At 69.0% G+C, this 24,322-nt stretch carries 29 protein-coding genes; 17 read left to right on the forward strand and 12 right to left on the reverse strand.

Features of this window, described 5'->3' with window-relative positions; translation table 11 throughout:
- The first annotated feature begins 67 nt into the window (after positions 1 to 67).
- From RTM68_RS03220 to RTM68_RS03240, 5 genes are all read left to right on the forward strand, one after another.
- Positions 68 to 598 (forward strand): hypothetical protein, encoded by a 531-nt coding sequence (locus RTM68_RS03220; RefSeq protein WP_312168174.1) that lies wholly within the window; start codon positions 68 to 70, stop codon positions 596 to 598.
- A gap of 81 nt (positions 599 to 679) precedes the next feature.
- The gene (locus RTM68_RS03225; RefSeq protein ID WP_312168177.1) at positions 680 to 1,807 is read left to right on the forward strand and encodes a hypothetical protein; all 1,128 of its coding nucleotides are present in this window, start codon (positions 680 to 682) and stop codon (positions 1,805 to 1,807) included.
- Complete coding sequence (locus tag RTM68_RS03230; RefSeq protein ID WP_312168178.1) at positions 1,804 to 2,106, forward strand: hypothetical protein; 303 nt, start codon at positions 1,804 to 1,806, stop codon at positions 2,104 to 2,106. Before RTM68_RS03225 ends, RTM68_RS03230 begins: the two co-directional genes overlap by 4 nt.
- Positions 2,103 to 2,384 (forward strand): WXG100 family type VII secretion target, encoded by a 282-nt coding sequence (locus RTM68_RS03235; protein WP_312168179.1) that lies wholly within the window; start codon positions 2,103 to 2,105, stop codon positions 2,382 to 2,384. The genes RTM68_RS03230 and RTM68_RS03235 overlap by 4 nt, the downstream gene beginning before the upstream one ends.
- Before the next feature lie 73 nt (positions 2,385 to 2,457).
- Complete coding sequence (locus RTM68_RS03240; RefSeq protein WP_312168181.1) at positions 2,458 to 2,739, forward strand: hypothetical protein; 282 nt, start codon at positions 2,458 to 2,460, stop codon at positions 2,737 to 2,739.
- A gap of 39 nt (positions 2,740 to 2,778) precedes the next feature.
- On the opposite strand, the gene RTM68_RS03245 is transcribed toward RTM68_RS03240, so the two are convergent.
- Positions 2,779 to 3,276 carry a DUF3253 domain-containing protein gene (locus tag RTM68_RS03245; RefSeq protein ID WP_312168182.1) on the reverse strand — a complete coding sequence of 166 codons (498 nt, stop codon included), beginning with the start codon at positions 3,274 to 3,276 and terminating at the stop codon, positions 2,779 to 2,781.
- A 58-nt stretch (positions 3,277 to 3,334) separates the two neighbouring features.
- Positions 3,335 to 3,901, reverse strand: a complete 567-nt coding sequence (locus RTM68_RS03250; protein ID WP_312168183.1) for a helix-turn-helix transcriptional regulator — start codon at positions 3,899 to 3,901, stop codon at positions 3,335 to 3,337.
- 137 nt (positions 3,902 to 4,038) lie between these two features.
- Here RTM68_RS03250 and RTM68_RS03255 point away from each other — a divergent pair, with 137 nt between their 5' ends.
- Positions 4,039 to 4,938: a hypothetical protein gene (locus RTM68_RS03255; protein ID WP_312168185.1), complete on the forward strand. Its 900-nt coding sequence runs from the start codon at positions 4,039 to 4,041 to the stop codon at positions 4,936 to 4,938.
- A gap of 13 nt (positions 4,939 to 4,951) precedes the next feature.
- Here the strand turns inward: RTM68_RS03255 and RTM68_RS03260 are convergent, their stop codons facing one another.
- Positions 4,952 to 6,067 (reverse strand): Xaa-Pro peptidase family protein, encoded by a 1,116-nt coding sequence (locus RTM68_RS03260; RefSeq protein WP_312168188.1) that lies wholly within the window; start codon positions 6,065 to 6,067, stop codon positions 4,952 to 4,954.
- A 43-nt stretch (positions 6,068 to 6,110) separates the two neighbouring features.
- Positions 6,111 to 6,560, reverse strand: a complete 450-nt coding sequence (locus RTM68_RS03265; RefSeq protein WP_312168190.1) for a hypothetical protein — start codon at positions 6,558 to 6,560, stop codon at positions 6,111 to 6,113.
- 197 nt (positions 6,561 to 6,757) lie between these two features.
- Here RTM68_RS03265 and RTM68_RS03270 point away from each other — a divergent pair, with 197 nt between their 5' ends.
- From RTM68_RS03270 to RTM68_RS03310, 9 genes are all read left to right on the forward strand, one after another.
- Positions 6,758 to 7,498, forward strand: a complete 741-nt coding sequence (locus tag RTM68_RS03270; RefSeq protein WP_312168192.1) for an SDR family oxidoreductase — start codon at positions 6,758 to 6,760, stop codon at positions 7,496 to 7,498.
- 46 nt (positions 7,499 to 7,544) lie between these two features.
- Complete coding sequence (locus RTM68_RS03275; protein ID WP_312168195.1) at positions 7,545 to 8,138, forward strand: TetR/AcrR family transcriptional regulator; 594 nt, start codon at positions 7,545 to 7,547, stop codon at positions 8,136 to 8,138.
- Positions 8,122 to 9,129, forward strand: a complete 1,008-nt coding sequence (locus tag RTM68_RS03280; RefSeq protein WP_312168198.1) for an NADPH:quinone oxidoreductase family protein — start codon at positions 8,122 to 8,124, stop codon at positions 9,127 to 9,129. The genes RTM68_RS03275 and RTM68_RS03280 overlap by 17 nt, the downstream gene beginning before the upstream one ends.
- Positions 9,126 to 9,860: a glucose 1-dehydrogenase gene (locus RTM68_RS03285; protein WP_312168200.1), complete on the forward strand. Its 735-nt coding sequence runs from the start codon at positions 9,126 to 9,128 to the stop codon at positions 9,858 to 9,860. The genes RTM68_RS03280 and RTM68_RS03285 overlap by 4 nt, the downstream gene beginning before the upstream one ends.
- A gap of 100 nt (positions 9,861 to 9,960) precedes the next feature.
- Complete coding sequence (locus RTM68_RS03290) at positions 9,961 to 10,716, forward strand: ABC transporter ATP-binding protein (protein ID WP_312168202.1); 756 nt, start codon at positions 9,961 to 9,963, stop codon at positions 10,714 to 10,716.
- On the forward strand, positions 10,713 to 11,447 hold the full coding sequence (locus tag RTM68_RS03295; RefSeq protein WP_312168205.1) for an ABC transporter ATP-binding protein: 735 nt from the start codon (positions 10,713 to 10,715) through the stop codon (positions 11,445 to 11,447). Before RTM68_RS03290 ends, RTM68_RS03295 begins: the two co-directional genes overlap by 4 nt.
- Positions 11,447 to 12,325: a branched-chain amino acid ABC transporter permease gene (locus tag RTM68_RS03300; protein ID WP_312168207.1), complete on the forward strand. Its 879-nt coding sequence runs from the start codon at positions 11,447 to 11,449 to the stop codon at positions 12,323 to 12,325. Before RTM68_RS03295 ends, RTM68_RS03300 begins: the two co-directional genes overlap by 1 nt.
- Entirely contained in the window at positions 12,322 to 13,488 is a 1,167-nt protein-coding gene (locus tag RTM68_RS03305; RefSeq protein WP_312168209.1) for a branched-chain amino acid ABC transporter permease, read from the forward strand. Before RTM68_RS03300 ends, RTM68_RS03305 begins: the two co-directional genes overlap by 4 nt.
- Positions 13,385 to 14,668: an ABC transporter substrate-binding protein gene (locus tag RTM68_RS03310; RefSeq protein ID WP_312168211.1), complete on the forward strand. Its 1,284-nt coding sequence runs from the start codon at positions 13,385 to 13,387 to the stop codon at positions 14,666 to 14,668. The genes RTM68_RS03305 and RTM68_RS03310 overlap by 104 nt, the downstream gene beginning before the upstream one ends.
- Before the next feature lie 74 nt (positions 14,669 to 14,742).
- Here RTM68_RS03310 and RTM68_RS03315 read toward each other — a convergent pair whose 3' ends face one another.
- From RTM68_RS03315 to RTM68_RS03335, 5 genes are all read right to left on the reverse strand, one after another.
- Positions 14,743 to 16,320: an AMP-binding protein gene (locus RTM68_RS03315; protein ID WP_312168214.1), complete on the reverse strand. Its 1,578-nt coding sequence runs from the start codon at positions 16,318 to 16,320 to the stop codon at positions 14,743 to 14,745.
- A gap of 34 nt (positions 16,321 to 16,354) precedes the next feature.
- The gene (locus RTM68_RS03320) at positions 16,355 to 17,569 is read right to left on the reverse strand and encodes an acyl-CoA dehydrogenase family protein (protein ID WP_312168216.1); all 1,215 of its coding nucleotides are present in this window, start codon (positions 17,567 to 17,569) and stop codon (positions 16,355 to 16,357) included.
- A complete protein-coding gene (locus RTM68_RS03325) occupies positions 17,569 to 18,603 on the reverse strand; it encodes a phosphotransferase family protein (protein WP_312168218.1) in 1,035 nt (344 codons plus the stop codon). Before RTM68_RS03325 ends, RTM68_RS03320 begins: the two co-directional genes overlap by 1 nt.
- A gap of 93 nt (positions 18,604 to 18,696) precedes the next feature.
- Complete coding sequence (locus RTM68_RS03330) at positions 18,697 to 19,098, reverse strand: thioesterase family protein (RefSeq protein ID WP_312168219.1); 402 nt, start codon at positions 19,096 to 19,098, stop codon at positions 18,697 to 18,699.
- 35 nt (positions 19,099 to 19,133) lie between these two features.
- On the reverse strand, positions 19,134 to 19,775 hold the full coding sequence (locus RTM68_RS03335) for a QsdR family transcriptional regulator (protein WP_312168222.1): 642 nt from the start codon (positions 19,773 to 19,775) through the stop codon (positions 19,134 to 19,136).
- A gap of 112 nt (positions 19,776 to 19,887) precedes the next feature.
- Here RTM68_RS03335 and RTM68_RS03340 point away from each other — a divergent pair, with 112 nt between their 5' ends.
- Positions 19,888 to 21,105: an acyl-CoA dehydrogenase family protein gene (locus tag RTM68_RS03340; RefSeq protein WP_312168224.1), complete on the forward strand. Its 1,218-nt coding sequence runs from the start codon at positions 19,888 to 19,890 to the stop codon at positions 21,103 to 21,105.
- 52 nt (positions 21,106 to 21,157) lie between these two features.
- The gene (locus RTM68_RS03345; protein WP_312168227.1) at positions 21,158 to 22,384 is read left to right on the forward strand and encodes an acetyl-CoA C-acetyltransferase; all 1,227 of its coding nucleotides are present in this window, start codon (positions 21,158 to 21,160) and stop codon (positions 22,382 to 22,384) included.
- A 61-nt stretch (positions 22,385 to 22,445) separates the two neighbouring features.
- Here RTM68_RS03345 and RTM68_RS03350 read toward each other — a convergent pair whose 3' ends face one another.
- The 3 genes from RTM68_RS03350 to RTM68_RS03360 all read right to left on the reverse strand — a co-directional run.
- On the reverse strand, positions 22,446 to 22,901 hold the full coding sequence (locus tag RTM68_RS03350) for a MaoC family dehydratase (protein WP_312168229.1): 456 nt from the start codon (positions 22,899 to 22,901) through the stop codon (positions 22,446 to 22,448).
- Positions 22,898 to 23,647: an SDR family oxidoreductase gene (locus tag RTM68_RS03355; protein ID WP_312168232.1), complete on the reverse strand. Its 750-nt coding sequence runs from the start codon at positions 23,645 to 23,647 to the stop codon at positions 22,898 to 22,900. The genes RTM68_RS03350 and RTM68_RS03355 overlap by 4 nt, the downstream gene beginning before the upstream one ends.
- A gap of 43 nt (positions 23,648 to 23,690) precedes the next feature.
- Positions 23,691 to 24,322, reverse strand: a 632-nt coding sequence (locus RTM68_RS03360; RefSeq protein ID WP_312168233.1) for a zinc-binding dehydrogenase, incomplete at its 5' end; no start/stop codon positions are given.

Consider the following 24,322-nt stretch of genomic DNA (forward strand, 5'->3'; position numbering starts at 1 on the left):
ATCGGCGGTCATCATTCATCCTTAGGATCGAGTGGTACCTCGACGATCTCGTGAACGGAGCGCACCCATGAGCACACGACGGACGACCATCGGCGTCGTCGCCGTCATCTCGGCCCTGCTCCTCACGTCCTGCTCATCCGAACTCAGTGCCGAGGATTCCACTCCCACTCCCGATCCGTCGCCGACTCCGGCGTTCACTGAACCGACCGTCTCGATCACCTACATGAAGCACGGCGAAGCCCACGAGGTGGTCGGGCACCCCACGAAGCCCCTCTGCGACTGGGATCGGTACATCAACGTGATCGCGGAGGACCTGCTCGTGCCCTCGGGGGTGACCACGCAGTACGACGAGGGAGCCGAGTCGAGTATCGCCGCATGGGTGGGTGACGACGGTGTGGCCGCGAAATTCCAGTCGCGCGGCGAGATCTCGATCGAACGGGGTGAGGAGACGTCCGTGCTCTTCGTCACTGATCTCGAAGGGCACGCCGACATCGCCCCGCGCGAGGTCGGTGTCCCCGCGTCGATCAACACGGTCACCGGTGAGTACGAGCGCGTCGATGCGACGCTGACGTTCGCCGTCACGTGCCCGAACGAATGATCGCAGCCCCTGGGCTCCCCGTCCGCTCGCGTTCCTACCGGATGTCCGGCTAGCCTGAGAGCGACATCGATCGGGGGGATCGTGGACGACTTCGACTTCTGGCTCGATCCGGACGGGCTCGACAATCAGGCCGGCGCCGTTGACAGCTGGCGCGAAGCGATCGCAGAGATCGCCTCGTCGGGACTCGTGCCCATCGTCATCGATGGCCTGCCCGGCGCCTCCGTGTACTCGAGCGCGACCAATGTGGCGAAGACGGTTCACATCGGTCTGCTGCAATGGACTGCACATATGCAGAACGTGCTCGAGTCGGTCTCGGCCGAGCTGCGGAGCGTCGCGTCGGAGGGCCGCGAGATCGACCTGAACAGGGCTGCTCGCTTCGATCTGATCGACCCCACCGAGTACAACGGCAACGACCCGACACCCGGCGACGCGATCAACAAGTCTGCGACGCCCAGGATCGCCCCTGAGGAGGATCGTCCGCCTGATTCCGACTTCATGCCTGCTCCGAAGTGGCAACCCGTCAACGGATCGGCTTTCTATTTCGATGCCGGGTCGGGAGCCTTCGACGAGGCGGATGCGTTCACGACCAAGCTCTTCAGCAACGTCATCCTCGATCCGGTCGGTGACCTCAAGGAAGCCCTCGGACAGATGGGCGTCACCCGCGCGCGCGACACCATCATGGAGGGATTCGGCGGTGGATGGGGAGCACTGAGGCGCTATTCGTTCGTTCTCCGGGGCATGAGTCAGTTCCTGATCGACATGCACTCCAGCCTGACGCAGGTGTTCGGCGGCGTCTCCGTCTACTGGCAGGGATACTCGGCGAACAGCGCGAACGAGTACCTGGACGACCTTCTCGACGTGATCGACGGTGCAGCGGACGGATGCGCGCGGGTTTCTGAGGAGATCACGACGTTCTGCGACGCCGTGGTGTCTGCGGCAGATATCGTCGGCGGAGTTCTCGAAGACCTCGCCATCGACGCGTACATCGCCGCCCTCGGCATCGCAGCGGGAAAGAAGATCAGTGTCGTGGGCTGGCTGCTCGGCGGCGGGGCCATCGCTGCGGGGGCCAAGAAGTGGCTCGACATCACCGGCAAGATCTCCGACATGCAGACCCTCGTCGATGCGATGACGACGGCGAGAGATCTCGGCACGCAGCTCAGCGACATCACCGAATCCCTGCACATACCCGAGATGGTGGAGACATCATGAGCGTCGACGAGGTCGTCGCGGACTACCGAGCGCGGCTCCTGCCGCGCTCCGGATTCGATTCTCGCGACCCCGAGCTGATTCCCGGGGTGCCGACGACTTCAGAGGCCCACGCCGCCGTGCGAGCCCTTCTGAGCGAGGTCGCTCGATCCTCTGCCATCCCCGAAGACATGCGCGAGGCCGCGGACAGGGTCTTGAGCGGACGGATCAGTGTGGAACAGCTCATGAGAGCCGGAGGTCTGGGCGGATACCGCTCGGAGACGCCCGGCGTGATCGAGAGCGAGGGCATCGTATGGCGATGAGAGTGAACAGCGCACCGGTGAACGAGATGTGCCGTCGCATCGACTACGAGTTCGAGGCGATGGAGCGCTCGCTCGAACACCTGCGCGCGCAGGCGGCGGTGCTCGAGTCACAGTGGAACGGCGAGGCTCGCGAGGCCTTTCATCGGTCTTATGCCGCCGCGCAGGCGTCGCTCTCGGCGATGCGTGCGCTGGGTGCGGGTATCACCCTGCAGGTTCGGGAGCACGTCGAGGACATCGGGGCGGTGGACCGTCGTCGGGCGACGGCCTGGCGGCGGTGACCCCCTTGCCATGTCGGAGCCTCCTTCACAACCCCCCTTCCCGGGTTCGATGACGGGGCGTAGCGTTCCCGTCATGACTGCGGCGAAGACGATGATCCAGACAGAGGCCATCTTCGACTCGGCGAGCTATCTTCTCGCGCAGGATCAGGACGTCGAAGATCTGCGCCGTCGCATCGAGGAGGCCGCCAAGACCCCGGGAATCTTCGTGGATTTCGTGGTCGTCGGCAATCGCCAGGTGAGTGTCCTGATCACGCAGCACAGTCGGGTGACGATCAGCGTGGCGACGGTGGCGTTCGATGAGCGAGACACCGGCGACCTCGACTTCCCCTACGGCGGGTACTACGACATCCTCTAACGAGAGCGTCGATGACGGCCGTCGGTGATTCGGCCGACCTCAGATCCGCGGGCCGCGGATGATGCGAACGGGACCACGAGCCTCTCTGATGCTCACCGGCTGCTGCTTCTGGGTGACGATGATCTCGTCCCGGTCGGCGAGGTCGGCGGCGACTCTGCGCACATCGGGCATCACCGGACGCCAGGATGCACCTCCGACCGTGCGCGCGACATCGCTCGGACAGATCGACGACTGACCTCGGTGTCGAAGGAGGGTTCGGATCGTCGCCGCGATCCGCTCATCGAAGGTCTCGCCGGTGCGGTCCTCCCACCAGGGTGCACCGCGTTCCCCGAGCGCCGTCTTCGCATCCTGCACCCGCCGACGCACCTCGGACTCGGATGCCTTCACCGCCCGTCGCGCCGCCATCAGCTCGTCCACCAGTTCCTGGCGGAATCCGTCGGGGATCGACGGGTCGGTCGCTCGCCAGCGTCGGCCGTCGATGACGACGTGGTGGCCATCCGCCGTGAGCTCGGGCGCGGACCTGTCATCGGATGCCATGCGGGAAGTATCCCCTCCCGTGCTCGTGACCCGCAGGGGCTTGACGTGGCGCAGGGAGTCAGTCGAGAGCGCGGGTGATCGGTCGCTGCCCGTCCGGGCCGAACAGGTGCAGGATCTCGACCGCGAGCCCATCCGCCGGTCCGAACCAGTGCGGAGTAGCGGCCGTGAACTCGACGTTCTCCCCGGGGTCGAGCACGTGCTCGTCTCCTCCGAGCAGCAGGCGCAATCGACCGGCGAGGACGTAGATCCACGCGTGGCCCTCGTGCGAGACGAGCGCGGGTTCACGCGGCCCGAGCACATGCTTGAAGACCTGCACGCCGCCCGGATGCTGAGTGAGTGGGACTGCGACGCCTCCGGCGGCGAGTCTCCGGGGTTCGAGGTGCACACGGGGGTCGCCTGTCTGCGGTGCGGCGATCAGCTGATCCAGAGTCACCTCGTACGCGTCGGCCAGAGGGATCAGCGCATCGAGTGTCGGCTGTCGGTGTCCCGTCTCGACGCGTGACAGCGCGCTCACGGAGAGACCGGTGATGCCGGCGACCGCCGAGAGCGTGAGTCCGCGGTTCTGCCGGAGCCGCCGTAGTCGCGGTCCGATGGCCGCGAGTGTGGCGTCGATCTCGGCTTTCATCCGGCCATCTTTGCAGAAACCGCAATCGAAGGAGGCCATGCGTCCCCGGCGGGATCACCATGGGTGTCGGCACATCGCCATCATCGACGGAAGTGGGAGAGCATCATGGACGCATCGCATGCGCAGGAGTCGGTCGCATGAGGGCTCTGCTGCTCGGCGGGCGCGGTGCGGTCGGCTCCGTCATCCGGCGCGAACTGACGCGGGAGGGACATCGTGTCACCGTCGCCGGTCGATCCGACACGGAGGGACATCGGATCGACCTCCGCGGCGACCTTCGGTCGGTGCCGCGGATCGCCGCCGATCACGATGTCGTCGTCAATGCGTCCGGGGTGGAGCGCGCTGACCTCGCCGGCGCCGTGGCAGGAGTGCCGCTCGTCGACATCTCGGCCACCGGCTCGTACCTCGAGGAGCTGCGGCGGACGGCATCGGGTCCGGTCGTGCTCGGAGCAGGACTCGCACCCGGGCTCAGCACCGTGCTCGTCGCAGGGCTCCACGCGAGTGCCGGTGACGAGCTCGATGTGTTCGTCATGCTCGGCACTGGCGAGAAGCACGGGCCCGCCGCGGTGGATTGGACGGCCGGGCTGGTCGGCACCGATCTGCACCGGCCACCGGAGGGCGCTCGTGTGCGCAATCTCAGGGAGAGCCGGCGCGCGGTCGGCCCTGATGGACGGAGTCGGCGCTATCTGAGGGCCGACTTCCCCGACCACGTCCTGCTCGAGCACTCACGGAGCAGTATTCGCACGTACCTGACGCTCGGGTCGGCGGCGATGACAGCCTCCCTCGAGCTCGTCGGTCGGATGCCGGCGCTCCGGGGTCTGCTCGCCTCCGCACCTCACATCGGCAGTGATGCCTGGCACGTGATCGCGCAGAATAGACGGTCGGGTGCGAGGCTGCAGGCGAGTGGGCGAGGACAGTCTCTCGCCACCGGCCGCCTCACGGCGCTCGCGGCTGTTCGCGCCGTCGGGGCGAAGGACGACGTCATGACCATGGCAGACCTGGTGACGGTCGACGAGGCGATGGAAGTGCTTCGCCGCTGACGGCAGCGGCGGATCAGACGGCGCGGAGGCCGTGCGGCGCCACGTTCAGCCGCTCGCCGCCGTCGGCCGTCACGACGACGATGTCCTCGATGCGGGCACCCCATTCCCCGGCGAAGTAGATGCCGGGCTCGATGCTGAACACCATGCCCTCTCGCAGCACCAGGTCGTTGCCGGGGGCGATGTAGGGCTCCTCGTGCACCGAGACGCCGATGCCATGGCCGGTGCGGTGCAAGAACGCCTCGCCGAGCCCGGCATCCGTCAGCACCCGGCGCGCTGCGGCATCCACCTGTGCTGCGGTCGCACCCGGTCGCACGGCGTCGACCGCGGCCTGCTGCGCGCGCACCAGCACGGCGATCCGCTCGGCGGCCTCGGGTGCGGGAGTCCCGACGACATATGTCCGGGTGCTGTCGGAGTTGTAGCCGCTCGGCACCGCTCCCCCGATGTCGACGACGACGATCTCGCCGTCGCCGATCACGCGATCGGAGACCTCGTGATGCGGGTCGGCACCGTTAGGGCCCGAGCCGACGATCACGAACTCGACCGTGCGGTGCCCCTCGGCCACGATCGCCTCGGCGATGTCGGCAGCCACCTCGCGCTCGGTGCGCCCGGCGCGCAGCCACTCGGGCACACGTCGGTGAACGGCGTCGATCGCCGCCCCGGCTCGCCGCAGCTCGGTGATCTCGTCTGCGTCCTTGACCATGCGTCCCTCGCGCAGCACGGGGGTTGCGAGCTCGACCCTCACGCCGAGCCGTTCGCCCAGAGGGATGACGTGCAGCGCCGGCAGCGCGTCGGAGACGCCCACTCGGCCGACGGAGCCGAGGGCATCCGCGACGAGATCGTACGGGTTCTCTCCATCGACCCAACCGGACACCGCGAGGCCGAGCGCGCCCACCGCCGTGGTCCGCACCTTCGCGAGTTCCATGCGCGGCACCACGATCGTGGGCGCGAGTTCCGGTCCGAGAACGAGTGCGGTGAGCCGTTCGATCGTGTCGCCCTCGACGCCGACCAGATACTGCAGGTCGGGGCCCGGGCCCACGATGATCGCGTCGAGACCGGCGTCGGCGGCCAGAGAAGCTGCGCGGTCGAGGCGGGCGGCGTACACGGAGGCGGGGAACGGCAGTGTGCTCACGGCATCCACGCTACTGCGCGGGTCCTCCCTCGGGAATGGCTGCTCAGCTCACGGCGAGACGGATGCGCTCCGCGAGCGCCGTGCGGTTGGCTGCCGTGAGGTCGAGCAGAGCGTAGGCGGTCGGCCACATGGTGCCGTCGTCGAGGTTCGAGATCGGCTCGAAGCCGAAGGTGCCGTAACGGACCTTGAACTTGCTGGCCGGCTGGAAGAAGCAGAGCACCTTGCCGTCCTTGCCCCACGCGGGCATGCCGTAATAGGTGCGCGGCATCAGCTCGGGGGCCACCTCGGAGACGAGGGCGTGCAGCGCCGACGACAGCTCACGATCCTTCTCGTCGGGCAGCTTGGCGATCGCCGCCTCGAGGTCGGCCACACCCTCGGCGCGCACTTCTTCGGGGGTCTTCTTGGCCCGCGAGCGCGACTTGCGCTTGTCGGCCGCCGCCTCCTTCATCGCCTCGCGCTCTTCGGCGCTGAAGTTCTTCTCGTTGTCGGCCATGACCGGCTCCTTTCACGGGGTGATCTGCGATGGATCTCACACTACGGATGCCGCGGCCCGCTGTGCTTCTCGATTCCTGATCGATGATCTGCGTCTCCGCGTGTGCGCTGAGCGGCGGTCACCTGCAGTCGCCATCGACGACGTGCTACAGTCGGTGCAAACCGACTGGACGGTATGATCAGCGCAAGGAGGCGCCCATGACCGCAGCACGCTTCGACGGCACGATCTCGCTCATCACGGGAGCCAGCAGAGGCATCGGGTTCGCGATCGCACAGCGCATCGTCGCCGAGGGTGGATCCGTCGTCATCACTGGCCGCAGGCAGGACGCACTCGACGCCGCGGTGGCGGAACTGGGCCCCGGAGCATCCGCCGTCGCAGGGCGCGCCGACGACGCCGACCATCGCGCCGAGGTGTTCACGCACATCGAGCAGCGCCACGGGCGCCTCGACCACCTCGTGAACAACACGGGCATCAATCCGGTCTACGGCCCCCTCGTCGACGTCGACGCCGAGGCCGCCCGCAAGATCCTCGAGGTCAACGTGGTCGCCACTCTCGACTGGACCCGAGCGGCGCTGTCGGCGGGATTGAGTCGCAGCGTCGTCAACATCGCGTCGGTCGCCGGCCTCGGCTCGAGCCCCGGTATCGCGTTCTACGGCATCTCGAAGGCGGCGCTCATCAACCTCACCGCGCAGCTCGCCTTCGAGCTCGCGCCCGGCATCCGGGTGAACGCGGTCGCACCCGCCGTGATCAAGACGGCCTTCGCGCGCGCACTCTACGAGGGGCACGAGGCGGAAGCTGCCGCGGGCTACCCGCTGGCTCGACTCGGCGAGCCCGACGATGTCGCGGGTCCCGTCGCGTTCCTGCTCTCCGACGACGCCGCCTGGATCACGGGTCAGACCGTGGTGATCGACGGCGGCTCCGGCATCCGCCCCTTCTGACCCCGCGCATTCGGCGCACGCACGCGATTCGCGGAAAGATGAGCACATGAAGGATTCCCACGTCGCAGAAGACGTCACTCGCGCCGCCGTCGAGCTGTTCGCCACCCGAGGGTATGCGAACACGAGCGTGCAGCAGATCGTCGAGGCCGCCGGCGTCACCAAAGGCGCGATGTACCACTACTTCGAGTCGAAGGACGATCTGCTCTTCGGCATCTACGACAGCCTGCTGTCGCTGCAGAAGGCGCACCTCGACGAGATCATCGCCCGAGGGGGCAAGACCGACGAGGTGCTCCGGGCCGCCTGCATCGACGTGCTCGAGACCTCGATCGACCACATCGCCGAGGGCGCGGTGTTCTTCCGGAGCATGAACATGCTCTCGGCTCCGCGGCAGCAGGACGTCACCCGGCGACGCCGCGGCTACCACGACGAGTTCGCCGCGCTCATCGAGCGCGGCCAGCGCGAGGGCAAGTTCCGTGACGACATCCCCGTGGCGCTGCTCGTCGCGCACTTCTTCAGTGATGTGCACTATCTGTCGCACTGGTATTCACCCGAGGGACCGGAGGGGAAGACGCTCATCGCCGAGCAGATCACCGACCTGTTCCTCACCGGCCTGAGGAGAACGGATGCCGTCCACCCCTGAGATCCCGTCGTCGATGCTCGCCTGGCAGGTCACCCGTCTCGGTGAACCGGCCGAGGCGCTGACACAGCAGACGGTGCCCACCCCGGCACCCGGTGAGGGCGAGGTGCTGATCCGGGTCGCTGCCGTCGCCGCGAACTTCCCCGATGTGCTGCTGGCCCGCGGCGAGTACCAGGTGAAACCCGATCTGCCCTTCACACCCGGCATCGAGTGCAGCGGCACTGTCGTCGGCGTGGGAGCGGGTGTCACCGCCCACGCGATCGGCGACAGGGTGGTCGCGGGCAAGATCGGGGTGCTCGCGGAGTATGCCGCGGTGGACGCCGCCGCGGTGCACGGCATCCCCGACGCTTTCGACTTCGTGGCTGCCGCGGGGCTGAACATCGCCTACCAGACGTCGTGGTTCGCCCTGCATCGCCGGGCGAGGCTGCAGGCCGGGGAATGGCTGCTCGTGCACGCGGCGGCCGGAGGGGTGGGAGCCGCCGCCGTGCAGCTCGGTGCGGCGGCCGGCGCGAGAGTGATCGGCGTGGTCGGTTCCGAGGGGAAGGCAGAGACGGCCCGGGCAGCCGGTGCGGAGCATGTGCTCCTGCGCAGCGACGACATCGTCGCCGAGGTCAGGCGACTCACCGGTGGGCACGGCGCCGACGTGGTGTTCGACCCGGTGGGCGGCGACGCCTTCGCGGCCTCGACCCGGGTCGTGGCCTTCGAGGGGCGGATCATCGTGGTCGGGTTCGCGAGCGGGGAGATCCCGCAGCTCGCGGTGAACCACGCGCTCGTCAAGAACTACGCGGTGCTCGGGCTGTACTGGGGCCTGTACCAGGAGCGACGACCGCACCTGGTCGATGAGGCGCACGACGACCTCATCCGGCTCTTCGAGGAGGGCGGAATCTCGCCCGTCGTCGACCACGTCGTGCCCTTCGCCGAAGCCCCGGCCGCGATCACCGCGCTGGCCTCGGGAGCGACGGTCGGTCGCGTGGTCATAGAGGTCGGATCGTGAGCGACCTGAACGGAAGAGTCGCCCTCGTCACCGGGGGCGCTCGCGGCATCGGCGCGGCGTATGTGCGTGCGCTGCACGCCGCCGGGGCGAGAGTGGTGGTCGCCGACATCCTCGAGGACGAAGGGCGTGCTCTGGTCGGTGAGCTCGGAGAGCGCGCGCTGTTCGCGACGCTCGACGTGACCGACGAGGCGCAGTGGGCGGAGGCGGTGGATGCCGCAGTCAGGGCTTTCGGGTCTCTCGACGTGCTGGTCAACAACGCGGGCATCGCGAACGCCGCCCCGATCGAGCACCTCACGACGGAGAAGTGGAACGCGGTGATCGCGGTGAACCTCACGGGCACGTTCTTCGGATGCCGCGCCGTGGTGCCCGTCATGAAGCAGCAGGGGCGCGGATCGATCATCAACATCTCGTCGGTCGAGGGCATGCGCGGCAGCCCCGGCCTGCACGGCTACACCGCTGCGAAGTTCGGGGTGCGGGGACTGGCGGCGTCTCTCGCCGTCGAGCTCGGTCCCTTCGGCATCCGCGTGAACTCGGTGCATCCGGGCTTCATCACCACGTCGATGACGTCGCGCATCGACCCCGCGCACCTCGACATCCCGCTCGGGCGACCGGGTGAGCCCGAGGATCTCGCCGGCACGATCGTGTTCCTCGCCAGCGATGCGTCGTCGTTCACGAGCGGTGCGGAGTTCGTCGTCGACGGCGGCATGATCGCCGGAATTCCGCACCGCTGAGCCGCCCCGCGACGCCCTCGGCGCTTCTCTGCAACAAGAACATACCGCCCAGTCGGTTTCTGATGTACAGTGGTCGAACCAGCGACACGAAGAGGTGCCGATGTATCCGAACACCCTGCACACAGAGAAGCAGCCGCCCCGACTCGAGGTGAGTCATCTCACCGTCTCATTCGGCGGGCTGACCGCCGTCGACGACGTCTCGTTCGAGGTGCGCCCCGGCGAGGTCGTCGCCCTGATCGGGCCCAACGGCGCCGGCAAGACGACGGTCTTCAACGCGATCTGCGGGCTCGTCCGACTGCGCGGGGCGATCGCCCTCGACGGCCGCGCGGCGCCGCGACGCACGGCACGACTCACCACCCGCGGACTCTCCCGCACGCTGCAGGGCCTCGGACTCTTCGCCAGCCTCAGCGTCCGCGACAACGTGCGCATCCCGGTCGTGGGCTCGACGGATGCCGACGCGATCATCGCGGCGCAGCTCGATGCGCTCGACCTCACCGGCCTCGCCGAGCGTCCGGTCGCCGCGCTCGCCTACCCCGACCGCAAGCGGGTCGCACTCGCCAGGGCGCTGGTGTCGGGCCCGTCGATGCTGCTTCTCGACGAACCCGCCGGCGGGCTGGGACCAGATGACATCGAGGCCCTGGCGGCGACGGTGCGCCGGGTCGCGGATGCCGGGTGCTCGGTACTGCTCGTCGAGCACCATGTCGACTTCGTCATGGGCATCGCCGACCGCATCGTGGTTCTCGACTTCGGGCGGATCATCGCGCACGGCACCCCGGACGAGGTGCGCCGCGATCGTCGCGTCGAAGAGGCCTACCTCGGCATCCGCGTCGACGGTGCTGAAGGGGCTGTGGCATGAGCGCTGTGACGAGCACGGGCGCGGCCCTCGCGGTCGCCGGCCTCACCGTCGGCTATGGCGGAGCCCCGGTGCTGCACGGGGTCACGATCGAGCTGCGCCCCGGCGAGATCGTCGCGCTGCTCGGAGCCAACGGCGCCGGCAAGACGACGCTGCTGCGGACGCTCGCGGGTCTCGTGCCGCTGACATCGGGGTCGATCACTCTCGACGGACTCGATCTCTCCACCCTGCGCACCGAAGACCGAGCGCGCCGCGGTCTGGCCCTGGTGCCCGAGGGGCAGAGCGTCGTCGCCGAGCTCACGGTCGAGGAGAACCTGCGTCTCGGGGCGCTCTGGCGCCACCGCGGTGCAGCCCGGGAGCGGGCGATCCACGGCATCTACGAGATGTTCGAACCGCTCGCCCGCCGTCGAACCGCCGACGGCCATCAGCTCTCCGGCGGTGAGCGGCAGATGCTGGCCCTGGGGCGTGCCCTGATCTCGGAGCCACGGGTGCTCGCCCTCGACGAGCCCTCGCTCGGACTCGCCCCCCTCGTCGTCGCCCAGCTCATGGGCACCCTCCGCGACGCGGCCGAGCAGCGCGGGATCACCGTCCTCCTCGCCGAGCAGAACGTCTCAGGCGCGCTCTCGATCGCCGATCGCGGCGTCGTGCTCGACCTCGGTCGGGTGGTGGCGGATGCTCCGGCATCCGACCTTGCCGCCGACGCCGCCCTTCGACACGCCTACCTGGGGTTCTGATGGATCGTCTCGCCTTCCTGTTCGCCACCGGCCTTGCCCGCGGAGCGATCTTCGCGCTGTTCGCCCTGTCGCTCGTGCTCATCTGGCGTGCCGCGCGCATCATCAACTTCGCGCAGGGCGCCATGGCACTCGTCGCCACCTACGTCGCCTTCGCGGTCAGCGCCCTCACCGGCAACTACTTCGCCGGGCTCGGCGCAGGACTCGTCGCCGGGGCACTCGTCGGTCTGGTGGTCGAACGAGGCGTGATGCGCTTCGCCCCGCACTCGTCGCCACTGACCGGCGTGATCGTCGCGATCGGACTCGTGATGGTGCTGCAGTCGATCCTCGGCATCCTGTTCGGGCCGCAGTACCGACCGATGGCCGCACCCTTCGACGACGCGCCGATCGTGGTCGGCGGGGTGCCCCTGCTCTCTCCCAACGACCTGTTCATCCTCATCGTCGCGCTGACGATGATGGCGGTGCTCGCCCTCCTGTTCACCCGCACCTCGCTCGGCCTCCAGCTGCGGGCAGCCGCCTTCTCCCCCGAGGTGTCGCGGGTGCTGGGCGTGCGGGTGAACAGGATGGTGACGGTCGGATGGATGCTGTCGAGCGCCGTCGCCGCGCTCGCGGCGATCCTGCTGGTGCCCACCGAGCTGGGGCTGAACCCGCACTCCACCGACATGCTCTTCGTCTACGCCTTCGCGGTCGCTGTGGTCGGCGGTCTCGATTCCCCCGTCGGCGCGCTGCTCGGCGGTCTGGTGGTGGGGGTCGCGATGACGCTCGTCACGGGCTATCTGGGTGCCACCGTCGCTCCCATCGGCGTGCTGGTGCTGCTGGTCGCGGTGCTGCTGCTGCGACCGGGCGGGGTCTTCTCGCTCAGAGAGGCACGACGCGCATGAACCGCATCCTCCCGGCCCTGGGCCGCCGCCCCCGCACCATCGTGTTCGGCGTCGTGCTCACGGCGCTCGCGATCGGCGGCACGTTCCTGCTCGATCCGTACCGCAACTTCCAGTTGGCCACCATCGCGGCGTCGTTCTGCGCGGTCGCCGGTCTCACCCTGCTCGTCGGCCACAGCGGCCAGCTCTCGCTGGGGCACGCCGCGCTCATGGCGGCGGGCGGGTACGGATACGCCCTCAGCGCGAACGCCCTCACCGAGGCGGGCGTCGATCCGCTGCTGCGCTTCGTGCTCTCGTTCGTCGCCGGCGTCGTCGCTGCCGGGATGCTCGGTCTGCTGCTCGGCCTGGCCGCGGCACGATTGCGCGGACCCTACCTCGCGGGCGTGACCCTGGCGCTCGTGATCGCGGTCCCTGCCGTCACGTCGGTCTTCTCCGGAGTCTTCCGCGGTGATCAGGGTCTCCAGGCCCCCTATGACGGGGTCCCCGAGGCGCTGCGCATGCTCATCGCGCTCGAGCAGTGGCAGGCCTGGGTCGCGATCCTCGTCGCCGGTGTCACCGTCACCACCCTCGCAGTCCTGCGCGGCGGCGCACTGGGCCTGCGCATGCGGGCGGTGCGTGATGACGAGACCGCCGCACGGCTCAACGGCGTCGCCGCCTCACGCGTCAAGGTCATCGCGTTCCTCGTCAGCTCGGTCTCTGCCGGAGCGGGCGGCGCCGTGCTGTGCTTCGTCACGCAGTCGGTGAGCCCTGGCGCATACACGCTCGCCTTCTCGCTGCTGCTGCTCGTCGCCGCGGTGCTGGGCGGACTCGGCAGCCTCGGCGGTGCCGCGATCGGCGCCGCTCTGATCGTGATGCTGCCGTGGCTGATCGGCACCGTCGCCGCGGCGATCCCGATGCCCACCGAACTCTCTCAGCGCCTGAGCGGCAATCTGCCGGTGCTCGTCTTCGGCGCGCTGCTGATCGTCACCATGATCGTCCGCCCCGGCGGTCTGGCCAGCCTCCGCTTCCGCACTGCACTCCCCCATCGCAACACGCTCTCCACTCCCAAGAAAGAGGTGACCCATGTCACAGCACCCTCCGCTCCGGCGGATCGCGACTCTCACCACGGCGACCGCCCTGGTGATCGCGCTCGCCGGCTGCAGCACTCCCGCCCCGGCGGATCCTGAGGCGGCAGCCCCCGGTGTCACTGACGACACCGTGACGATCGGCACACACACTCCGCTGACCGGGCCGGCCGCCGCCGGGTACTCGTCGATCTCGGCTGCGGCGACGGCGTACTTCGCCTACCTGAACGACAAGGGCGGCATCCACGGCCGCGACATCGACTTCATCGTGAAGGACGACGGCTACAACCCGGCGACGACGCTGACCGTCGTGCGTGAACTCGTGCAGGAGGACGAGGTCTTCGCGATCGTCAACGGCCTCGGCACGGCACCGCACACCGCGGTGCTCGACTTCCTGAACCAGAACAAGGTGCCCGACCTGTTCGTCGCCTCGGGCTCCACGAGCTGGAACCAGCCCGAGAAGTATCCCTACACCTTCGGCTTCAACGCCGACTACGTCGTCGAGGGCGCGGCCCTCGCGCAGTACGCCGCCGACGAGTATCCCGACAAGAAGGTGTGCCTGCTCGGTCAGGACGACGACTTCGGCGACGAGATGATCGAGGGCGCCGAGCTCGCTCTCGGGGCCGACGGACTGACGCATGTCGAACGCTACTCGGTGTCGAACCAGGATGTCTCCGCGCAGATCGGCGCGCTGAAGGCCGCGGGATGCGAGATCAACATCCTCGGTACGATCAACGGGTTCACCGCGATGGCGCTCGGCACCGCTGCGGCGCTCGGGTGGTTCCCCCAGTGGTTCTCGTCGTCGTCGGGCGCGGACTACCCCACGCTGGTCGGCTACCTCGGAGAAGATGTCGGGCCGAAGCTGCTGCAGGGCTTCGTCGGCACGAACTACCTGCCCTCGCTGGGCGGCGACAGCGACTGGGTGACGCTCTTCCAGCAGATCAACGACGAGTACAACGACGGCGCGCCCTTCGACGGCAACACGATCTACGGCATGAGCGTCGCGTACCTCTTCGCGGAGGCCCTGGAGGCCGCGGGCGAGGATCCGACGCGCGAGTCGCTGGTCGAGGCGGTGAGCTCGGGCGATCTCGCGGGCAACGGCGTGCTGCCGCTCGCCTTCTCGGGTGACAGCCACGCGGGGTACCTCGGCGCCGGCATCACGGTCGTCGATCAGGGCGCCCAGGACTACGTCGGCGCGACCTATGAGGTCGAGGGAGACTCGGTGACGTCTGTCGAACCCGCCCCGGTCGAGGTCACCGCAGAGGGGGTACCCGGATCCTGACCCGATGACGCGACGACGAAGCGGCCCGGATGATCTCCGGGCCGCTTCGTCGTGTGGCGACGGGGTCAGCGGGGTCAGACGTTCGTGAACTGATCGACGAGCTCGCGCTTGAGCACCTTTCCGCTGCCGCCGAGCGGCAGCGAGGGCAGCACATGCACGACGCGGGGGTACTTGTAGGCGGCGATCCGATCGCGCACGAACGCGATGACCTCGTCGGCGTCGATCGCCTCGCCCTCCCTGGCGACGACGGCCGCGTGCACCTCCTGCCCCTTCACGTCATCGGCCACCCCGAACACGGCAGCGACCGCGATCGCCGGATGCCGGGCGAGCACGGCCTCGACCTCGGTGGGGTACACGTTGTAGCCCGAGCGGACGATCATGTCCTTCTTGCGGTCGACGATCGTCAGCACGCCGTCGACGTAGGTACCGAGGTCACCGGTGCGGAACCAGCCGTCGACAACCGCCGCCGCCGACGAATCCGGTCGCCCGAGGTACCCGTTGAACAGGTTGTGGCCGCGCACCACGATCTCGCCGAGGGCGCCTGGAGCATCGTCGATCACGACGTGGTCATCGATCTCGGGGTCGGCGATCGCGACGTCCACGCCCCACAGGGTGCGGCCGACCGTGCCGGGGCGGATCGGGATGCCGAGCGGATTCGACGACACGGTCGGCGCCGTCTCGGTGAGACCGTATCCCTCGTGCACGTCCGCACCGTAGGCGTCGTGGAAGGCATCGAGCACCGCGACGGGCAGGGCCGCGCCGCCCGACACGGCGTAGCGCAGCGGCGGTCGGTCGGTCGATCGGCGGGCGGCCTCGAGCATCCCGACGTACATGGTCGGTACGGCCGTGAAGACGGTCGCCCGCTGGGCCACCATGAGCGCGAGCGCCTCGTCGGGGTCGAAGCGCGGCAGCAGGATCACGGATGCTCCGATGCGGAACGCGATGTTCATCACCGCGGTCTGGCCGAAGGTGTGGAACAGCGGGAGCCCGCCGAAGACGACATCCGAGGAGTTCAGATCGAATGCGTCGATGAGCGTCGTGTGCACCTGCTCGATGATCGACAGGTGGCTGCCGACCGCGCCCTTCGGGGTGCCGGTGGTGCCGCTCGTGTAGAGGATCGTGGCGGCGTCGAGCGGGGCGGTGGCCGTGTGGCGCACGATCGGCTCGGCGAGGGCAGCCTCCTGTTCCAGGCGAGGCAGTTCGACACCGGCATCCGTCGGCAGCAGCACGGTGGTCAGCGGAACGCCGGCCTGGTGTGCGGCCGGCACCGCCTCGGCGAGCAGTGGTGCGGCGACGACGAGCAGATCGGCCTCGCTGTCGCGCAGCACGTAGGCGATCTCGTCGGCCTTGAACAGCAGGTGCACGGGGACGGCGATCGCGCCGAGTGAGAGCACGGCGTAGTAGACCCGCGCGAAGTCGGGCACGTTCGGGATCAGAAGGGCGACACGGTCGCCCTTCCCGATGCCGCGGTCGCGCAGAGCGCCCGCGTACGCACGGGTCTGCTCCCAGAGCTCCCTGTACGTCGTGGTGGTGCCGGCGAAGTGCACGGCGGGTCGATCGGCATGCCGAACGGCTGATTCCGCCAGGATCCCGGCGACCGACAGCGTCGGATATCCGGGGCCGTCGACGGCCGGGTCGGGGGCGTGGGTCATCGTGTCTCCTTCGACGGTGATGGTGGGGGTTTCGTCAGAGGCGCAGCTGCGCGCGTCCGAGGCTGGAGAGATGCACCTCGTCGGGCCCGTCGGCGATCCGCAGCGAGCGGATGCCGGCGTACAGCTCGGCGAGCGGGGTGTCGCCCGAGACTCCGGCTCCACCGTGCACCTGGATGGCGCGGTCGATGATGGTCTGCACCGCGCGGGGCACGGCGATCTTGATCGCCTGGATCTCGGTCATGGCCGCCCTGTTGCCGACGGTGTCCATGAGCCACGCGGTCTTCAGCACCAGCAGACGCAGGGATTCGAGCTGGATGCGAGCCTCGGCGGCCCACTCGCGGATCACCCCCTGGTCGGCGAGGGTACGACCGAACGCATGGCGCTCGGTGGCCCGTGCGGTCAGCAGCGAGAGCGCCCGTTCCCCCATGCCGAGGGCGCGCATGCAGTGGTGGATGCGGCCGGGGCCGAGGCGGGCCTGGGCGATCGCGAAGCCGCCGCCCTCGTCGCCGATGAGGTTCGACGCGGGCACGCGCACGGCGTCGAAGGCCACTTCTGCGTGGCCTCCGTGGTCGCGGTCGTCGTAGCCGAACACGGTCAGCGGACGCACGATCCGCACGCCCGGGGTGTCCCGTGGCACGAGGATCATCGACTGCTGCGAGTGACGGGGGGCGTCGGGGGCGGTCTTGCCCATGACGATGAAGATCGCGGCATCCGGGTTCATCGCACCTGTCGACCACCACTTGCGTCCGGTGATGACGTAGTCGTCGCCGTCTCTGCGGATCAGCGTGCCGATGTTCGTCGCGTCACTGGAGGCGACGTCGGGCTCGGTCATGCAGAACGCGCTGCGGATCTCGGCGTTCAACAGCGGAGTCAGCCATCGCGCCTTCTGCTCCGGGGTGCCGAACTCGTTCAGGACCTCCATGTTGCCGGTGTCGGGCGCGGCGCAGTTGAAGGCCGCGGGCGCGAGGCGCGGGCTCCAGCCGGTGAGCTCGGCGACGGGGGCATACTGCAGGTTCGTCAGTCCCGCCGCTCCCGTCTCGCTGGGGTCTCCGGGCAGGAAGAGGTTCCACAGTCCGCGTGCGCGTGCCTTGCGCTGCAGCTCCCTCACGATCGGTCGGGGAGTCCACTCGTCGGGGGTGCCAGCGAGCTGCTCGTCGAGCACCGACTCGGCCGGCAGCACCTCCTCGCGGAGGAACGCGCGCACCTGTGCGGTGATCTCGTCGGTCCGTGCATCGGGGGCGAAGTCCATCAGTGCACCTGCAGTCCCTTCTGGGCGAGAGGCTCGACGAGCCCGCCCATGCGGTCGAAGCCCGCGCCGACGGTCTCGCCGGCGCGGAAGCGGAAGTGGATCCCCTCGAGGATGACGGCGAGCTTGTAGGCGGCGAAGGCGCGATACCAGTCGAGGTCGGGCAGGGTGCGGCCCGAGTGGGCGGCGTAGGCGTCGGCGAGCTCGTCGAAGCCCGGGTACCCGGCTGCGGGGTCGACCGCGCTCGGCACGGCGCCGTCGCCGCCGGGCAGATCGGCGATGTCCCAGTAGAGGGCGAAGATGCCGAGGTCGACCAGCGGGTCGCCGAGGGTCGCCATCTCCCAGTCGAGGATGGCCGAGATGTGCGGGTGATCGGCAGGGCCGTCGACGAGCGCGTTATCGAGGCGGTAGTCGCCGTGCACGATCCCCGTGTGCCGGGTCTCAGGGAGATCTTCGGCGAGGGACGCCTGCAGCCGGTCGAGGTTCGGCGTCTCGCGGGAGCGTGAAGCGTCGAGCTGACGTCGCCAGGTCGACAGCTGACGGGAGAGGTAGCCGTCGGGGCGGCCGAAGTCCGCGAGCCCGACGTGTGCGGGGTCGACCGCGTGCAGGTCGGCGAGATGCTGCACGAGTCGGATGCTGAGGGTGTGCAGCCCCGTCGCCGAGTAGTCGGCGTTCTGCGCCTTCGACGACAGCACGCGCCCCGGTGCCCGCTCCATCACGAAGAACGGGGTTCCGGTGATCGCTCCGCCGATGTCGTCGACGAGGTCGATGGCGGCGGGCACGGGGATCGCCGACGACGCGAGGGCCGAGATCACGCGATGCTCGCGACCCATGTCGTGAGCGCTGGAGAGCACATGACCGAGCGGCGGACGACGCAGGATCAGCGGGATGCGCGCTCCGCTGACCGCGTAGGTGAGGTTGCTGCGCCCGCCGGCGATGACCTCGGCGTCCAGTGCGTCCGACGTCGCGAGCCGAGGGTGGGTCGATGCGAGCCAGGCGGTCAGCGCCGTCGTGTCGAGTCCGGGAATCTCAGGCATCCGCGCCCGCCTTCCTGAGGTTCGTCGATGAACCTCAGTGCGAGCATACCGGATGGTCGGTATGTATGACAGGGCGCGAGGCAGAGACGTGCGTCAGAGCAGGCGGGCCTCTATCGCCTCGCGGATCGAGGGAGGGATCGGCGCGGGGCGCCGTGTCGCCGCATCCACGAAGACGTGCACGAAGCGGCCGGTGGCGATCTGCTGGTCTCCGCGCAGGATGCCGAGACTCCAGGTGACGCTGGTGGAGCCGAGGCGCTCGACGCCGATGCCCACCGAGAGCATGTCGGGGAAGGATGCCGACGCGTGGAACTCGCACGATGAGGCGGCGCACAGGGCGATCGCCTCGCCCTGCGGATCGAGACCGCCCTCGCGGATCATCCAGGCGTTCACGGCCGTGTCCATCGCCAGGTAGTAGACGGTGTTGTTGATGTGGCCGTATTGGTCGTTGTCGTTCCAGCGGGTCGCGAACGATTCGTGCGCTGTGAATGCCGGCATGTCTCCTCCTCGAGATCGGCGGCGGATGCGGCGCCTCAGCCGTCGACGCGCAGCAGCAGACGGAAGGCGACCCGGGCGCGGGCGGCGCTGGGCTGGTCGCCCGAGATCAGGTCGGCATAGGTGAACGACTCCGACATCCGCACCAGCAGATAGGCGAGTCCGGCCGGATCGATCGCTCCACCCAGCGGCATCTCGCCGAGCTCGCGGCGCACCAGCCACTCGGCCGTGGCGACGTAGCGCCGCTGGATCGGGCTCTCCTTGGTGGTGAGCAGACGCAGTGCGCGTGCCGGTTCACGCCGCAGGAAGCCGCGGAAGTAGTCGGCGGTGTTCAAGTCGGCGACGAAGTGCGTGAGGATGCCGGCGATGCGCTCGCCGCCGGTCAGTTCGGCCGTCGCGTGCTCCGCCTGTACGAGCGTCGGCACGGCGAGAGACCACAGCACCTCGCTCAGCAGCGCGTCGCGATTGCCGACCCAGCGGAACAGCGACGTGCGCTCGACGCCGAGCGAGGTCGCGAGGCTGCCCATGTCGATCCGCTGACCCGAGATGAACGTCTCACGGGCCGCCTCGAACGCCCGGAGTGCGTCGGCGTGAGTCGCCAGTCTCTCGGAGAGCCACGACGGCGCCGCGCTGAGGCCGGTGTCGGCGATCGTCACGGGAGCGGTGGCGGTGCTGGTCATGCCAGAACTCTACTCGGCCGACCGTGCCCAGACGCAACGTTTTCGATTATGTTGTGCAACATTCCTGATAATGATGCATACTCGTTCCTGATCACCGACGATCGGAGCCCTGATGACCACCATCCTCCCCACCGGCACCCTGACCGAGGGAGCGCCCGCTCCCCTGCTGGCCGCTGATTTCTACGAGTTCCAGAGCCGGCTCACCGATACCGAGCAGCGTGCGCTCGCCGGAATCCGTGCGTTCCTCGACACCGAGGTGCGTCCCTACGCCGACGAGCTCTGGGAACGGGCCGAGAGCCCGCGTCATCTGGTTCCGCGCATCGCCGAACTCGGTCTCTACGGCAATGCCTTCCCCGAGACATGGCAGTTCGAGAACAGCGCGGTGTTCCGCGGTTGGGTGGCGATGGAGATCTCCCGCGCCGACCCGTCGACCGCCACCTTCATCGGCGTGCACAGCGGCCTGGCCATGAGCGCGATCTGGGTCGGCGGCTCAGACGAGCAGAAGGCCGAGTGGCTGCCGACTCTCGCGGCCGGCGACCTCGTCGCCGCTTTCGGCCTCACCGAGCCGGGGCACGGCTCGGACACAGCCAAGGGTCTCGAGACCACGGCCGAGCGTCGAGGCGACGAGTGGGTGCTGAACGGGGCGAAGCGCTGGATCGGGAACGGCGCCTTCGCCGACCTCGTGGTGATCTGGGCGCGCGACGTCGCGGATGACCAGGTCAAGGGCTTCCTGGTGCGCACCCCGGCCATCGGATTCACCGGCACGAAGATCGAGCGCAAGCAGTCGCTCCGAGGCGTCGAGAACGCCGACATCGTTCTCGAGAACGTGGTCGTGCCCGAGAGCGACAGACTGCAGCGCATCGACGGATTCCGCGACCTCTCGGTCGTGCTGCGGCTGACCAGGGCGGATGTCGCGTGGCAGGCGCTCGGGGTCGCCGTCGGCGCCTACGAGGCTGCTGTCGAATATGCCAAGAGTCGCATACAGTTCGGTCGACCGATCGCCTCGTTCCAGCTCGTGCAGCAGAAGCTCGCCGACTCGCTGGCCGACATCACCGCATCCCTCGCGATGTGCATGCGCGTCTCGCAACTGCAGGACGAGGGCGAGCAGCGCGACCACCATTCCGCGATGGCGAAGGCCTTCGTCACCAAGCGGATGCGCGAGGTCGTGGCGCGCAGTCGCGAGATCTGCGGAGGCAACGGGATCCAGCTCGACCACGGCGTGGCGCGGTACTTCGCGGATGCCGAGGCGGTCTACACGTTCGAGGGCACGTACGACATGAACTCCCTCATCGTGGGTCGTGCCATCACCGGCATCGCCGCGTTCGTCTGACCGGCGGCTCCCCCCACTCATCCCATCTGCCGTTCTCACTCCAGGAGGAATCATGCCCGCCGAGGCATACATCGTCGCCACCGCCCGCTCGCCGATCGGACGCGCCGGGAAGGGCTCGCTCGTCTCACTGCGGGGCGACGACCTCGCTGCCCGCATGGTGCAGGCCGCACTCGACAGAGTGCCGGGTCTGGACCCCGCGCGCATAGATGATCTGCTGCTCGGCACAGGGCAGCCGGCGGGTGAGCAGGGATTCAACATCGCCAGGATCGTCTCGGTGCTCCTGGGGCTCGATGGTGTGCCGGGCACGACGGTGAACCGCTACTGCTCCTCGTCGCTGCAGACGACGCGTATGGCCTTTCACGCCATCAAGGCGGGTGAGGGCGATGTGTTCGTCTCGGCCGGAGTGGAGATGGTGAGCAGGTACCCGTTCGGCGCCGCGGACTTCTCGCCGGGCACTACGACAGAGAACCCGGCGTTCGCGGATGCCGGCGTCGTCACTGCGTCGCGCGCCGAGGGCGGTGCCGCGGATTGGGGAGACCCGCGCGGGTCGGGCACTCTTCCCGACCCCTATATCGCTATGGGGCAGACGGCCGAGAACGTGGCACAGCTGCGCGGCATCACCCGCGACGAGCAGGATGCCTTCGCCGCCCGTTCGCAGCAGCGTGCTGAGGCGGCGATCGCCTCGGGATTCTGGTCGCGCGACATCACCCCGGTGACCCTCGCCGACGGCACGGTCGTCGCGGCGGACGACGGACCCCGCCCCGGTGTCACGATCGAGTCGCTGAGCGGCCTGCAACCGGTCTTCCGTCCGGACGGCACGGTCACGGCAGGCAACTGCTGCCCCCTGAACGACGGCGCGGCGGCAGTCGTGATCGTGTCGGATCGGATCGTCGACGAACTGGGCCTCGAACCGCTGGCACGCATCGTCTCGACCGGCGTGAGCGGGTTGTCGCCCGAGATCATGGGGCTCGGACCCGTCGAGTCGTCGCGACGCGCGCTCGCGCTGGCAGGGCTCGGCATCGACGACATCGACCTGGTCGAGATCAATGAGGCCTTCGCCGCGCAGGTGATCCCATCGGCACGCGAACTCGGCATCGACGAGGAGAGGCTCAACGTGCACGGCGGGGCGATCGCCGTCGGCCACCCGTTCGGCATGACGGGCGCTCGCATCACGTCGACGCTGATCAACGGCCTCGCCGAGACCGGTGGTCGCTACGGCCTCGAGACGATGTGCGTGGGCGGTGGGCAGGGAATGGCGATGGTGCTCGAACGCGTCTGACGGCATCCGACGACGATGTGAGGCGCGACCCGAGCGGGTCGCGCCTCACATCGTTGCCGGGTCACGCCGGTATGAAGAGTGCGACGGTCGCGGCGACGAGCGCCGGGCGCTCCGAGCCCTCGATCTCGACGGTCGTGGTCATGCCCACGCGCCACCCCTGGGCGCTTCCCTCGGCTGAGGTGATCTCGGTGACACCGCGGATGCGCGAACCGACGGTCACCGGCTGCAGGAACCGCACCCGGTCGAGGCCGTAGTTCACGACCATGGCGGCCCCGTCGACCTCGAGCAGTCCTGCGGTGAGGCGCGGCAGCAGCGAGAGAGTGAAGTACCCGTGAGCGATCGTGGCACCGAAAGGGCCGGATGCGGCGCGCTCGGCATCGAGATGGATCCACTGCCAGTCCTCGGTGGCGTCGGCGAACGCCTGGATGCGCTCCTGGTCGATGCCGAACCACTCTCCGGTGGCCTGTCGGCCGACGGTCTCGGGAAGTGCGGACGGATGCGCGGCGACGATGCTCATGAGGTCGGACCACCGGCCACGTACAGCACCTGGCCCGAGACGAAGCCCGCCTCCTCCGAGACGAAGAACGAGGCGGCGGCCGCGATGTCGGTCGGCTCCCCCGCGCGCCCCACAGGGATCTCCTTCGCCGCGTGCGCGACGAAGTCGTCGAACCCGACTCCGATGCGCTCGGCCGTCGCCCTGGTCATGTCGGTGACGATGAAGCCGGGGGCGATCGCGTTGGCGGTCACGCCGTATCTCCCCAGCTCGAACGCCAGGGTCTTGGTGAGCCCCTGCATCCCGGCCTTGGCGGCGGAGTAGTTCGCCTGGCCGCGGTTGCCGAGCGCCGAGGTGCTCGAGAGGTTCACGATACGCCCCCACCCGGCCTCGACCTGGTGCTTCTGCACCGCCCTGCTCATCAGGAAGGCACCGCGCAGATGCACCGAGAGCACCGAGTCCCAGTCGTCCTCGGTCATCTTGAACAGGAGATTGTCGCGGATGATCCCGGCGTTGTTCACGAGGATGGTCGGTGCACCAAGCCGCGCGGTCACCAGATCGACAGCAGCCTGCACTCCCTCGGCGTCGGCGACATCCGCCCCCACGGCGAAGGCGCGTCCACCGGCGCCTTCGATCGTTGCGACGGTGTCGGCGCACGACGAGGCGTCGAGGTCGAGCACGGCGACGGCGTGCCCGTCTGCGGCGAGGCGGATGGCGGTCGCGGCTCCGATGCCGCGGGCGGCGCCGGTGACGATGGCGGTTCGTGTCATGGGGTGTCCTTCCGGGGATGGCTGGGGTGATGCACGGTGTGGATCAGAAGACGATGAGCTGTCGGAGCTCGGCACCGGCGGCGAGGCGATCCATCGCCTTCGGCAGCTCCTCGAGGGCGATGCGCGACGAGACGAGCCTCTCGAGCGGCAGTCGTCCTGCGCGCCAGAGCTCGACGTACCGGGGGATGTCCCGCTCCGGCACCGCCGACCCCAGGTAGCTCCCGATGATCGTGCGCGCTTCGGCCGTCAGCAGAAGTGGCGAGATGCTCGCGCGGGCATCGGGTGCGGGGAGTCCGACGGTGACGGTCGTGCCGCCGGCCGATGTCAGCGCGAGTGCGGTCTCGAACGCGCGTGCCGCTCCCGCCGCTTCGATCACGACCGGCGCCGCGACGCCTTCGGCGACGGCATCCACGGGTGACAGGGCTGCGGTCGCACCGAGGTCCCGCGCGGTGTCGAGCTTGGCCGGCACCGCATCGACGCCGATCACCTCGTGGCCGAGGGCCTTGGCCACGAGCAGGGCGGCCATTCCGACGCCGCCGAGGCCGACGACGATGACCCTCTCCCCCGGAGCCGGCCGTCCGGCGTTCAGCACAGCACCACGACCCGTGAGCACGGCGCACCCGAGCAGCGCAGCCACCTCGGCCGGCACATCGTCATCGACGGCGACCACCGAGG

It is taken from the genome of Microbacterium sp., from assembly GCF_031988965.1.
GTDB lineage: Bacteria > Actinomycetota > Actinomycetes > Actinomycetales > Microbacteriaceae > Microbacterium.

Coding starts and splice junctions, on each gene's coding strand:
- RTM68_RS03300 (WP_312168207.1), top strand. CDS start 11,447: ATGGATCGTCTCGCCTTCCTGTTCGCCACCGGCCTTGCCCGCGGAGCG.
- RTM68_RS03275 (WP_312168195.1), top strand. CDS start 7,545: ATGAAGGATTCCCACGTCGCAGAAGACGTCACTCGCGCCGCCGTCGAG.
- RTM68_RS03245 (WP_312168182.1), bottom strand. CDS start 3,276: ATGGCATCCGATGACAGGTCCGCGCCCGAGCTCACGGCGGATGGCCAC.
- RTM68_RS03295 (WP_312168205.1), top strand. CDS start 10,713: ATGAGCGCTGTGACGAGCACGGGCGCGGCCCTCGCGGTCGCCGGCCTC.
- RTM68_RS03230 (WP_312168178.1), top strand. CDS start 1,804: ATGAGCGTCGACGAGGTCGTCGCGGACTACCGAGCGCGGCTCCTGCCG.
- RTM68_RS03270 (WP_312168192.1), top strand. CDS start 6,758: ATGACCGCAGCACGCTTCGACGGCACGATCTCGCTCATCACGGGAGCC.
- RTM68_RS03220 (WP_312168174.1), top strand. CDS start 68: ATGAGCACACGACGGACGACCATCGGCGTCGTCGCCGTCATCTCGGCC.
- RTM68_RS03310 (WP_312168211.1), top strand. CDS start 13,385: ATGTCACAGCACCCTCCGCTCCGGCGGATCGCGACTCTCACCACGGCG.
- RTM68_RS03330 (WP_312168219.1), bottom strand. CDS start 19,098: ATGCCGGCATTCACAGCGCACGAATCGTTCGCGACCCGCTGGAACGAC.
- RTM68_RS03335 (WP_312168222.1), bottom strand. CDS start 19,775: ATGACCAGCACCGCCACCGCTCCCGTGACGATCGCCGACACCGGCCTC.
- RTM68_RS03235 (WP_312168179.1), top strand. CDS start 2,103: ATGAGAGTGAACAGCGCACCGGTGAACGAGATGTGCCGTCGCATCGAC.
- RTM68_RS03340 (WP_312168224.1), top strand. CDS start 19,888: ATGACCACCATCCTCCCCACCGGCACCCTGACCGAGGGAGCGCCCGCT.
- RTM68_RS03355 (WP_312168232.1), bottom strand. CDS start 23,647: ATGACACGAACCGCCATCGTCACCGGCGCCGCCCGCGGCATCGGAGCC.
- RTM68_RS03265 (WP_312168190.1), bottom strand. CDS start 6,560: ATGGCCGACAACGAGAAGAACTTCAGCGCCGAAGAGCGCGAGGCGATG.
- RTM68_RS03255 (WP_312168185.1), top strand. CDS start 4,039: ATGAGGGCTCTGCTGCTCGGCGGGCGCGGTGCGGTCGGCTCCGTCATC.
- RTM68_RS03320 (WP_312168216.1), bottom strand. CDS start 17,569: ATGGACTTCGCCCCCGATGCACGGACCGACGAGATCACCGCACAGGTG.
- RTM68_RS03305 (WP_312168209.1), top strand. CDS start 12,322: ATGAACCGCATCCTCCCGGCCCTGGGCCGCCGCCCCCGCACCATCGTG.
- RTM68_RS03325 (WP_312168218.1), bottom strand. CDS start 18,603: ATGCCTGAGATTCCCGGACTCGACACGACGGCGCTGACCGCCTGGCTC.
- RTM68_RS03280 (WP_312168198.1), top strand. CDS start 8,122: ATGCCGTCCACCCCTGAGATCCCGTCGTCGATGCTCGCCTGGCAGGTC.
- RTM68_RS03315 (WP_312168214.1), bottom strand. CDS start 16,320: ATGACCCACGCCCCCGACCCGGCCGTCGACGGCCCCGGATATCCGACG.
- RTM68_RS03250 (WP_312168183.1), bottom strand. CDS start 3,901: ATGAAAGCCGAGATCGACGCCACACTCGCGGCCATCGGACCGCGACTA.
- RTM68_RS03290 (WP_312168202.1), top strand. CDS start 9,961: ATGTATCCGAACACCCTGCACACAGAGAAGCAGCCGCCCCGACTCGAG.
- RTM68_RS03345 (WP_312168227.1), top strand. CDS start 21,158: ATGCCCGCCGAGGCATACATCGTCGCCACCGCCCGCTCGCCGATCGGA.
- RTM68_RS03350 (WP_312168229.1), bottom strand. CDS start 22,901: ATGAGCATCGTCGCCGCGCATCCGTCCGCACTTCCCGAGACCGTCGGC.
- RTM68_RS03240 (WP_312168181.1), top strand. CDS start 2,458: ATGACTGCGGCGAAGACGATGATCCAGACAGAGGCCATCTTCGACTCG.